Annotated in this window: 4 protein-coding genes; all 4 read right to left on the bottom strand. The window is 62.3% G+C overall.

All coding sequences use genetic code 11. The features are described 5' to 3' along the window. Nucleotides 1–67: 67 nt before the first annotated feature. The 4 genes from H3005_RS18995 to H3005_RS18980 all read right to left on the bottom strand — a co-directional run bounded on the left by H3005_RS18995 (nt 68) and on the right by H3005_RS18980 (nt 11,423). Nucleotides 68–2,101: a prolyl oligopeptidase family serine peptidase gene (locus tag H3005_RS18995; protein ID WP_100553133.1), complete on the bottom strand. Its 2,034-nt coding sequence runs from the start codon at nt 2,099–2,101 to the stop codon at nt 68–70. A gap of 168 nt (nt 2,102–2,269) precedes the next feature. Then, entirely contained in the window at nt 2,270–5,074 is a 2,805-nt protein-coding gene (locus tag H3005_RS18990; RefSeq protein ID WP_191078771.1) for a TonB-dependent receptor, read from the bottom strand. Between the two features lie 388 nt (nt 5,075–5,462). After that, the gene (locus H3005_RS18985) at nt 5,463–8,270 is read right to left on the bottom strand and encodes a TonB-dependent receptor (protein ID WP_191078770.1); all 2,808 of its coding nucleotides are present in this window, start codon (nt 8,268–8,270) and stop codon (nt 5,463–5,465) included. 357 nt (nt 8,271–8,627) lie between these two features. Then, nucleotides 8,628–11,423, bottom strand: a complete 2,796-nt coding sequence (locus H3005_RS18980; RefSeq protein ID WP_191078769.1) for a TonB-dependent receptor — start codon at nt 11,421–11,423, stop codon at nt 8,628–8,630. Nucleotides 11,424–11,437 lie beyond the last annotated feature (14 nt).

Here is an 11,437-nt window from a genome sequence, read left to right as displayed (position 1 = left end):
TCAGGGGTTCGGGCGTGAAAAACCCCGCTGGCCTGACCAGCGGGGTGGCGGTTTCCGCACGGGTGGCTTACAGGCCGCCGGGGCCGCAGTCCTTGGCCAGGAAGTCGGCCATCAGCGGCAACGTGGCCCGGTAGTGGCTCGGGTACCACGGCATGCTGTGCGGCATGTCCGCAATCAGTTCGAACTTCGCCGGAACCTTGCCCTGGACGGCGTTGTAGAAGGATCGGGCATGGAACGCCGGAGTGCGTACGTCACGATCTCCGACGTACAGAAGTACCGGAATGTTCGCCTTGGCCGTGTTCTGTATCGGATCCATGCCTTTGACGGTCTGCCCCTGCAGGATGCGCTGCAGGCGGTTCTCGCTCCAGGACATGCCGACTCTGCCGAGATCGGTGACAGGTGCGCCGGCAATGGCGCACTGGAAAGGAGAGGGGCTGCGGACAGTGGCTGCAGCTGCAGCGAAGCCGCCGTAGGAGTATCCGAAGATCGCCAGGCGGTCTTTTGCGGCGATCCCTTGCTGCACCAGCCACGCCGCCGCATCGTCATTGTCGTCCTGCATCGTCAGGCCCCACTGCTTGTCACCTGCGATCCAGTGGTCGCGACCGAAGCCGGTGGAACCGCGATACTGGGGGCGGATGACGGCGTAGCCACGCGAAGTGAAGTACGGCACCCAGCCGGAGACATCCCAACCGGCATAGTCACGCGCCCACGGGCCGCCGTGCGGGTGCACGAGCGCGGGCAGTGGTTCTCCACCTTCTTTCCAGCCAGCAGGCAGATCCAGGATGGCAGGAATCTTTCGTCCGTCGCGAGCGGTGTAGGTCACCCAGCGTTGCTCGCCGATCTGCTTGCCATCGATCCACGGGCGTTCACTGCCCAGGGTCGTCACCTGCTTGCGGTCGCTGAGTACGTGATAGGTGGTGGGGGTGTTGGCGCCGTTGGTGGTAAAGAGCACGCGGGAGAGATCGTCGTTGTAACCGGTGATGGCGACGTACTTTCCCGGGTAGGCCTGCTTCAGGCCGTCATACAGGGCCTTCATCTGCGGGTCGACATAGATCGCCTCGCGTCGCGGCCCGTCCACATAGAAGCCCAGAACCTGGTTGAAGTTGCTGGGTTTGCTGCCCAGGATGAGGCCGCTGATCGGGTACTGCGGGTGTGCGGCCAACGGCTCCTTGTCGAAGCTCCGGGTTGCCGGGTCGTACAGGCGGGCCTGCACCTGCTCGGAGTATCTGTCGGTGAGGATGTAGAGCTTGCCGGTCTGGTCGTCGATGCCGGCCACGTCCATCGTGTAGCGCTCACTGAGCTTGGTCGTCAGCGCATCGTGCTTCTCGAACTTGCCGCTTGTCTTGTCCTTGATCAGGATCTGCTGTTCGTACTCGTTCGACCCGGCCGGTTCGATCTGGGTCCTGGTCAGGAGCTCGCCGCTGCGGGGGTGGAACAGCCCCGGAGTCGAGCGCGCATCACCACGGAAGAGAAGTTCGGTCTGGCCGCTCTTGAGGTTGAACAGGTAGTAGCTTGCAGAGAACGTTGACTGGTTGATCTGCGAAATGATGACTTTGTCAGGGTCCAGCGGCAGCGAATGCACCAGCGACGCGGTACCTGCCAGCTCCAGGCAGCGTTGTGTCTGTTCGCTGATGCCGAGCTTGCGCGAATTGTCGGCAAAGGCCTCGTCGAACTTGGCCTGGCTGGTGTCGGTCAGGTAAGCCTTCGACAGAAAGGTCTTGGTGGTTCCCACCGAGTTGCCTTCTCCGCAACCGGCCAGCTGCGCGGTCAGTTCCTGGCGACCGATGACAAGGCTGCGGCCGGCCTTCAGGGCGCTGGCGGCGATGAACTTCATGCGATCGCCGGAAGGCGTGATGGCCACCGGGCCGGCGCCCAGATTGTCCAGGTTCCAGTTGGCCAGTGCGGTGTCACCGTTGTCGCTGCCCGGGGCAGCGATGATCGCAACCAGCTGCTTGCCATCAGGGCTCATGGTCACGGATTGGATGGCCGGGATCTTGGCGAAGTCGTCGACAGGCAGAGGGGTGGCCAGCACCTGGCCCACGGCCAGGCCGAGCAGGGTGGCAGCGATGCCCAGGCGGGCGGCGAGGCGGGCGTCTTTCATGTACAGGGCATCCTTGGCAGCGTGACTGGAAGATGACCTGAAGATGAACGAACAGCCTTCGCCCGTCAACTTGGCGTGAAATCCCCCCGCCGGACAGGCTGGGCGGGCCTCAACGCAGAAGACCCCGCCGGGGCGGGGTCTTCTGCTGTACGCGAACGTAACGACGGATCAGTGGTTGCCGAACTCGTACTTGGCCTGCACGTAGATGGCACGGCCGTAGGCGTTGTACAGGTAGTTGTTGTACGGCTGGCCGCTGGTGCCGGCGAAGCTGTACCGCTGGTTGTCGGGCAGCTTGTTGAACACGTTGTTGACCATCAGTGACAGGGTCAGGTTGTCCATCGCCCGATAATTCACGCTGAGGTTGTAGGTGGTGTACGAGCCCCACTTGCCGGCCTTGTAGCCGGAGGTGTGGACGTAGTCGTAGCCGTTGCCCAGGTAGGCCATGTAGTTCGGCGTCTTGCCGATGTAGTTGGCATACAGGGTGGTGGTCCACTTGTCCTTGGCCCAGCCGATCGAACCGTCGGCGCGCACCTTGGCGTACGAGTCGTACACCCACATCGCATACGGGTCGCGCAGCAGGTCCAGGTACTCATCGCCCGGCTGCGGCTGCAGTTCGCGCTTGAGCATGTCGGTGTAGTTGCCGGAGAACTGCAGCGAACCGAAGCGGCCGAGGTCCTGCACGTACTTGAAGCTGGCCGTCAGCGCCTGCAGGTTCTGGCTGGCCACGTTCATCTTCGGCGTATAGATCTCATCGAGTACGCCGGAGGCATCACGGGTGATCCAGTCGCTCACGTTCTGGCAGCTGGCCGAGGTGTTGTTGGTCTGGCCGTTGCGGCAGTAGTACTCGGCCAGCAGCAGCTGATCGGAGCTGAGCGTGTTGACCTCGTTCTTGATCTTCCAGTTGTAGTAGTCCACCGACACCGACAGGTTGTTGATCGGAGCCCACACGATGCCGGCGTTCCATACATCTGCGGTGATCGGTTCCAGGTCGGGGTTGCCGGACTGCGTTCCAAACACCGACACGCTGTCATACGGGCAGCCCGTCGTGTTGGCCGGGTCGTAGCCAAGCTGGCCGCAACGGTAGTAGTCGGTGGAGCCGTTGGCGTAATAGCCGCTTACACCCTGGAAAGCGTCGGACAAGGTGGGCGCACGGAATGCGGTGCCGTACTTGCCACGGAACAGCAGGCTGTCGACCGGACGGAATTCCAGTCCGACGCTGTAGGTTGCCTTGTCGACGGTGCTGCTGCCGATCTTGAAGGCGTCGTAGCGACCGGAGCCGGTTACCGTCAGCGATTCCAGCAACGGCATGCGCAGTTCAGTGGTCACTGCATAGTTGCTGCGATGGCCGGCGCCGGACACCGCAGTGGTGCCCCAGACGCTGCCATCGACCAGGCGTGCATCCGGCGTATAGTCCCAGCCTTCGCTGCCACCTTCGACCACCACTGCGAAGCCGGCATCGCCGCCGGGCAGCTTGAACAACGAACCGTTGGTGACCTGCGCACGCAACAGGTTCTGCCAGGTCCGGCTCTGGCTGTAGGTGTAGCCGGTGAAGCTCTGGAAATCACCGCTCGGCAGCGGCGAGTAGAACGCTTCCCAGTCCGGGCTGTAGATGTCGTAGCCGGTACTGGTGGTACCCAGGACCGGCCCCAGCACACGCTGCTCGAAGTAATCGTTGATCGGATCGTTCCAGCGCACGAAGTTGCGCTCGGTCAGCTTGTACTCGCCGCGGGTGAAGCTTGCGCTGTAATCCCAGTTGCCGACCGTGCCGCGACCGCCGAGCGTGACCTGGTAGGCCTTGTTGCGATCGGTGTTCATGATGTCGCGGTAGCCGCCGCCGCCGATGTCCTCCGGCGCGAACACGCGCTGCAGGTTCATGTACTGGCCGCTGTCCTGATCATAGAAGCGGCCCCAGCCGGAGGAGGTGCCCCACCAGGTGTAGCCGGAGCCGGTGGCGTACTTCACTTCTTCCAGGCTGTAGAGCGCGTCGCCGAACAGCTGGAAGTTGTCATTCACATCGAAGGTCATCGAGCTGTAGATCTGCCCGCTTTCCTTGCCGTTCTTGATGGTCTTGTAGCCGGTGCCATACACCGAACCACAGGCCTGGCCGGTCGGCCGGGTACCGAGCACGGTGGTGCCGTCGAACTGGCCCGCCACGTTGGCGCACAGGTTCGGGTCCATCATCGCGTAGCGGTTGCTGTTGGCCGGCAGCAATACCAGGAAGTCGTTGGAGACGTACTGTGGGCTGTAGCCGTCGGGATTGTTGACCTTGGTCAGGTCGCGCTGGTAGCCCCAGATCGGGCTGGTCTTTTCGTACTGCACGTTGACCAGCGCATGGAATCGATCATCGACACCATTGAAGCCGCGCGCCGCACTCACGCGCACACTGTTGCCGCCGCCCTCGGAGTAGGCGCCGCCGCGGACGTTGAGCACGCCGCCGTCCATGCGCTCCTTGAGGATGATGTTGACCACGCCGGCGATCGCATCCGAACCGTACAGCGACGACTGGCCACCGGGCAGGATCTCGATGCGCTCGACGATGTCGATCGGAATGCCGCTGATGTTGTTGAAACTGTCGCTGCCGTTGTACAGCGCCGGATACGAGAGCATCGGGCGGCCGTTGATCAGGTACTTGGTGTAGCCGGGGCTGAGCCCGAACATGCCGGCTGCCTCGGCACCCTGGGTGAACGAAGCAGAGGTCTGTCCGCCCTGCAGGCCGCCGGTCGACAGCGAGGACTGCTGCAGGACGTCGGCGACACTGGTGAAACCGCGGGTCTGGATGTCCTCGGCGGTAACGGTCAGGACCGGCGTGTGGTTCTCGATCTGCGTCTGCGGGATCAGTGACCCGGTGACGGTGACGCGGTCGAGCTGGGTCGGCGCGTTGTCCTGCGCGTGGGCTGCGCCGGAGGCGAGCAGGGTGCCGATCAGGGCGAGGGTCAGGGGGTGACGCGAAGGCGTGGAGCGATGGCGAGACATGATGGATCCCCGTGTGAGCGATGTCGTCTGGCTGATGTCCTCCGTGACATCTTCATGATTTGTTCAGTTGCAATCCATTCAGCAGGACCGTAACACGGCGTTCACGTTGTCAAAATGCTGCGGTCATACGGATGTGCCACGTGCTCCCGGGAAATTCCTTTGTAATCAATGGATAAACGGGTTTGTCTGGGAATGTTTCAAAATGTTGCGATGCAGAACAATATGCTTCGATAGCAATATTTGTCTTCAGGATCAAAGGCTTGGGGTCGCCTTCAGATTCTTTCTGATTATTTAATTTATGGGACTTATTGCTTTGATTGGTCTCAATTGGCGGGCATGAAAAAGGCCCCGCCGAAGCGGGGCCCTTGGGTTGCTGCGAGAGCGGCGCTTATTTCTTGCCGAACTCGTACTTGGCCTGCACGTAGACCGCACGGCCGTAGGGGTTGTAGATGCTGCTGTTGTACGGCGCGTCGATGTTGCCGGCGTAGCTGTGGGCCTGGCCGTCGGGCATCTTGTTGAACACGTTGTTGACCATCATCGACAGCGTCAGGTTGTCCATCGCCTGGTAGTTCACGCTGAGGTTGTAGGTGGTGTACGAGCCCCACTTGCCGGCTTCGTAACCAGACGGATGCACGTAGTCGTAGCCCTTGCCCAGGTAGGCCATGCGGTTGGGCGTCTTGCCGATGTAGTTGAAGTACAGCGTGGTGGTCCACTTGTCCTTCGCCCAGCCCACCGCACCATCTGCACGCACCTTGGCGTACTGGTCGTAGTTCCACATCGCGTACGGGTCGCGCAGCAGGTCCAGGTAGTCGTCGCCCGGCTGCGGCTGCAGTTCGCGCTTGATCATGTTGGTGTAGTTGCTGGAGAACTGCAGCGCACCGAAGCGGCCGATGTCCTGCACGTACTTGAAGCTGGCCGTCACCGCCTGCAGGTTCTGGCTGGCGATGTTCATCTTCGGCGTGTAGATCTTCTCCAGCTTGCCGGTGCCGTCACGGGTGATCCAGTCGCTCACGTTCTGGCAGCTGGCCGAGGTGTTGTTGGTCTGGCCGTTGCGGCAGTAGTACTCGGCCAGCAGCAGCTGATCGGAGCTGAGGGTATTGACCTCGTTCTTGATCTTCCAGTTGTAGTAGTCCACCGACACCGACAGGTTGTTGATGGGGGCCCACACGATGCCCGCGTTCCAGACGTCGGCGGTGATCGCTTCCAGCTCGGCATTGCCGGACTGTTCGCCGAACACCGATTCGTTGGCATACGCACAGCCCACCGTGTCGCTCGGGTTGAAGCCGAGCTGTCCACAGCGGTAGTAGTCGACCGAGTCGTTGGCGTAGTAACCGCTGCGGCCCTGGAAGGCATCGGACAGGCTGGGCGCGCGGAAGGCGGTGCCGTACTTGCCGCGGAACAGCAGGCTTTCGATCGGGCGGAATTCCACGCCGATGCTGTAGGTCGATTTGTCGACGGTCTTGTCGGCGATCTTGAACGCGTCGTAGCGGCCGGAGGCGGTCACGGTCAGCGACTCCAGCAGCGGCATGCGCAGTTCGCTGGTCAGCGCGTAGTTGCTGCGATGGCCGGCGCCGGCCACCGAGGTGGTGCCCCACACGCTGCCATCAAGCAGGCGCTGGTCGGGTGTATACGACCAGCCTTCGCTGCCTGCTTCGGCCACCACTGCCAGGCCCGCATCGCCACCGGGCAGCTTGAACAGCGAACCATTGGTGATCTGCGCACGGCCCAGGTTCTGCCAGGTGCGGCTCTTGTTGTAGGTGAAGCCGGTGAAGGTCTGGAAATCACCTGCCGGCAACGGCGAGTAGAACGCGCCCCAGTTCGGGTTGTAGATGTTGTAGCCGTCGTCGCTGACGCCCAGCACCGGACCCAGCACACGATCTTCGAAATAGCTGTCGATCTCGTTGGCCCAGCGCGCGAAACTGCGCTCGGTCAGCTTGTACTCGCCGCGGCTGAAGCTGGCGCTGTAGTCCCAGTTTCCGACGTTGCCACGACCGCCCAGAGTGACCTGGTAGGCCTTGTTGCGATCGGTGCTCATGATGTCGCGGTAGCCGGCGGCGCTGATGTCCTCAGGCGCGAACGCGCGCTGCAGGTTCATGTACTCGCCGCTGGCCTGGTCGACGAAGGCACCAAAGCCGACATTGCTGCCCCAGAAGGCGTAGCCCGAACCAGCGGTGTACTGCACTTCTTCCAGGCTGTAGAGCGCATCTGCGAACAGCTGGAAGTTGTCGTTGACGTCGAAGGACATCGACGAATAGATCTGGCTGCTTTCCTTGCCGTTCTTCAGTGTCTTGTAGCCGGCACTGAAGGGCGAGCCACAGGACTCACCGACCGCACGCGTGCCCAGTACGGTGGTGCCGCCGAACTGGCCGGCCACGTTGGCGCAGCGGGTCGGGTCCATCATCACGTAAGCGTTCTGCTGGCCCGGCAGGTAGACCAGGAAGTCGTTGGTCGGCACCTGCGGCGTATAGCCCTTGGTGTTGTTCTGCTTGGTCAGGTCACGCTGGTAGCCCCAGATCGGGCTGCTCTTCTCGTACTGCACGTTGACCAGCGCGTGGAAGCGGTCATCGAAGGCATTGAAACCATGCGCGCCGCTGACGCGGAAATCGTTGCCGCCACCCTCGGTGTAACCGCCGCCGCGCACGTTCAGCACGCCGCCGTCCATGCGGTCCTTGAGGATGATGTTGACCACACCGGCGATCGCGTCCGAGCCGTACAGCGACGACTGGCCACCCGGCAGGATCTCGATGCGCTCGACGATGTCGATCGGGATGCCGCTGAGGTTGTTGAAGGTGTCGCTGCCGTTGTAGAGGGCAGGGTAGGACAGCATCGGCCGTCCGTTGATCAGGTACTTGGTGTAGCTCGGGCTGAGGCCGAACATGCCCGAGGCTTCAGCGCCCTGGGTGAACGAGGCGGAAGTCTGGCCGCCCTGCAGGCCGCCGGTGGTCAGCGAGTTCTGCTGCAGCACCTCGGCCACGCTGGTGAAACCGCGGGTCTGGATGTCCTCGGCGGTGACGGTCAGGACCGGCGTGTGGTTCTCGATCTGCGTCTGCGGGATCAGTGAGCCGGTGACGGTCACGCGTCCGAGATCGGTGGGAGTGTTCTCTTGGGCGAGCGCGATCGCGCTGCTGCTGGCCAGGATCAGGCCGCTGAGGACGGCGCGGGTGAGCGGGTGACGCGGGAAGCCATTGCGAGACATGCGGTACTCCGTGTGGTCGTGAGAGACGCGTTTCCCTTTCCTGGGAACTCATGGATTGTTCAGCAGCCTGCAGACGCAGAAAGGCGGCGTTTTTCGAACGTAACACACGCTTAACTTGATTTGCGCGGCTTTGTAACGCTCCAATGGCTCGGCATTTGAGGTTAATCAAAGTGCCTTTAAAAACAAGATCTTGCGAGATCTTCGATGCTTTGCCGAGTTTGGCGGAATGAATGTTGTGTAAATATTTCTTGATTAACAATTGAGGCGTCGCTGCATTTGGCGCGGCGTGTCCAGCCCAAAAAAAAGGCCCCGCCGAAGCGGGGCCTGGTCCGGAATAAGACCCGGAAAACGACGGGATTACTTGCCGAAGTCGTACTTCACCTGGGCGGAGATCTGACGGCCGTAGACGCTGTAGAAGCCGCCATTGAACGGGGTCGATTCATTGCCCGGGTAGTTGTAGCGCTGGCCTTCCGGCAGCTTGTTGAACACGTTGTTGACCATCAGCGACAGGGTCAGATCGTCCTGCGCCTGGTAGTTCAGGCTCATGTTGTACGTGGTGTACGAGCCCCACTTGCCGGCCTTGGCGCCGGAGGAGTGGACGTAGTCATAGCTGCGGCCGGTGTAGGCCAGGTAGTTCGGGGTGCTGCCGACGTAGTTGGCATACACGGTGGTGGTGAACTTGCCGATGTTCCAGCCTACCGACAGATCGCCACGGACCTTGGCGAAGTTGTCGTAGTACCACATGTTGTACGGATCGCTCAGCAGATCCAGCTTCTGTGCACCCGGCAGCGGGGTCACTTCACGCTTCAGCATGTTGGTGTAGTTGCCCGAGAACTGCAGCGAACCGAAGCGGCCCATGTCCTGCAGGTACTTGGCGCTGACCGTCACCGCTTCCAGGTTCTGGCTGGCAACGTTGAGCTTGGGCGTGTACACGCGGGTCAGGTTGCCGCCGGCATCGCGGGTCACCCAGTCGGTCACGTTCTGGCAGCTGGCCGAGGTGTTGTTCGGCAGACCGTTGTGGCACTGGTACTCGGCCAGCAGCAGCTGGTCGGTGCTGAGGGTCTTGACCTCGTTCTTGATCTTCCAGTTGTAGTAGTCGGCCGACAGCGAGAAGTTGCTGATCGGAGCCCACACCACGCCTGCGCTCCACACGTCGGCGGTGATCGGCTTCAGTTCCGGGTTGCCGGACTTTTCGCTGTACACCGAGGTGGTCTTGTAGAACGAGCAGGCTTCGTCGCGCAGGGCGTAGCCCAGCTGGCTGCAACGGTAGTAGTCGTTCTGGCTCGACGCGTAGGAGCCGCTCATGCCCTGGTAGGCATCGGACAGGGTCGGCGCGCGGAAGGCGGTGCCGTACTTGCCGCGGAACAGCAGGCTTTCGATCGGACGGAATTCCAGACCGATGCTGTAGGTGGCCTTGTCGACGGTGCCGTCGCCGATCTTGAACGCGTCATAGCGGCCCGAGGCGCTGACGGTCAGGGTCTCCAGTACCGGCATGCGCAGTTCGCTGGTCACCGCGTAGTTGCTGCGATGGCCGGCGCCGGCCACGGCGGTGGTGCCCCACACGTTGCCATCGACGAACGCCTGGTCCGGCGAGTAATCCCAACCTTCACTGCCACCCTCGAGGACGATCGCCAGGCCGGCGTCGCCGCCCGGCAGCTGGAACAGCGAGCCGTTGGTCACCTGTGCACGGGCCAGGTTCTGCCAGGTCTTGCTGCGGTGGGTGCCGTAGCCGGTGAAGCTGGCGAACTGGTCCGGGGTGATCGGCGAGTAGAACGCGGCGTAGTTCGGGTTGTAGATGCCGAAGCCATCAGCGGTGGTGCCCAGGCGCGGGCCCAGCACGGTCTGGCCGAAGAAGTCCTCGATCTTGTCCTTCCAGCGCACGAAGCGGTTCTGGTCCAGACGGTACTCACCGCGGGTGAAGCTGGCGCTGTAGTCCCAGTCGCCGACCATGCCCTTGCCGCCCAGGGTGACCTGGTAGGAACGGCTCTCATCCGAGTTCAGGATGTTGTCGTAGTGGCCCGGGCCGATTTCTTCCGGTGCGAAAGCGCGCTGCAGATTGACGACCTTGCCCAGGCCCTGGTCGTAGAAGCCGCCCATGACCGACTTGGTGCCCCACCACAGGGCGCTGGAGCCGGAGGTGAACTCGGTCTTTTCCTTGCTGTACAGCACGTCGGCGAACAGCTGGAAGTTGTCGTTCACGTCGAAGGTCATCGACGAGTAGAACTGACCGCTGTCCTTGCCGTTCTTCAGGGTCTTGTAGCCGGCGCTGTACACCGAGCCGCAGGACTCGCCGGAGGCGCGCTTGCCGACGGTGGTGGTGCCGTCATACAGGCCAGCCACGTTGCCGCAGCGGGTCGGGTCCATCATGTACAGCTTGTTGTCCGAGTTGCCGATCACGGCAAAGTCGTTGGACGGCAGCTGCGCGGTGTAACCGACCGGGTTGTTCTGCTTGGTGATGTCGCGCTGGAAGCCCCAGATCGGGCTGCTGTTTTCCAGCTGCACGTTGACCAGTGCATGGAAGCGGTCATCGAAGGCGTTGAAGCCCTTGGCCGCGCTGAAGCGGATGTTGTTGCCACCACCCTCGGTGTAGGTGCCGCCGCGGACGGTCACGGTGCCGCCGTCCATGCGCTCCTTCAGGATGATGTTGACCACGCCGGCGATCGCGTCCGAGCCGTACAGCGAGGACTGGCCGCCCGGCAGCACTTCGATGCGCTCGACGATGTCGATCGGAATGCCACTGATGTTGTTGAAGGTTTCGCTACCGTTGTACAGCGCCGGATACGAAAGCATCGGGCGGCCGTTGATCAGGTACTTGGTGTAGCCCGGGTTCAGGCCGAACATGCCGGCCGCTTCGGCACCCTGGGTGAAGGCGCCCGAGGTCTGGCCGCCCTGCAGGCCGCCGGTGGTCAGCGAGGACTGCTGCAGCACTTCAGCAACGCTGCTGAAGCCGCGGGTCTGGATGTCCTCGGCGGAGATCGACATCACCGGGGTCTGGGTTTCAACCTGGGTCTGCGGGATCAGCGAACCGGTGACGGTGATCTTGTCCAGGTTGGTGGCCTTGTCCTGGGCCATTGCCGGCGAGGCGGCAACCAGGGCGGAGATCAAGGCGACAGCGAGGGTGTTGCGACGTGCGGAATTGCGAAGGTCTTTCATGTAGTTCCGTTCAA

Source organism: Stenotrophomonas sp. Br8, assembly GCF_014763005.1.
Lineage (GTDB): Bacteria > Pseudomonadota > Gammaproteobacteria > Xanthomonadales > Xanthomonadaceae > Stenotrophomonas > Stenotrophomonas lactitubi.
This window is presented reverse-complemented; position numbering and strand designations above follow the sequence as displayed.

Excerpts from the sequence above, each read along its gene's own strand:
- H3005_RS18985 (WP_191078770.1), bottom strand. The coding sequence starts at position 8,270 with ATGTCTCGCAATGGCTTCCCGCGTCACCCGCTCACCCGCGCCGTCCTC.
- H3005_RS18990 (WP_191078771.1), bottom strand. The coding sequence starts at position 5,074 with ATGTCTCGCCATCGCTCCACGCCTTCGCGTCACCCCCTGACCCTCGCC.
- H3005_RS18980 (WP_191078769.1), bottom strand. The coding sequence starts at position 11,423 with ATGAAAGACCTTCGCAATTCCGCACGTCGCAACACCCTCGCTGTCGCC.
- H3005_RS18995 (WP_100553133.1), bottom strand. The coding sequence starts at position 2,101 with ATGAAAGACGCCCGCCTCGCCGCCCGCCTGGGCATCGCTGCCACCCTG.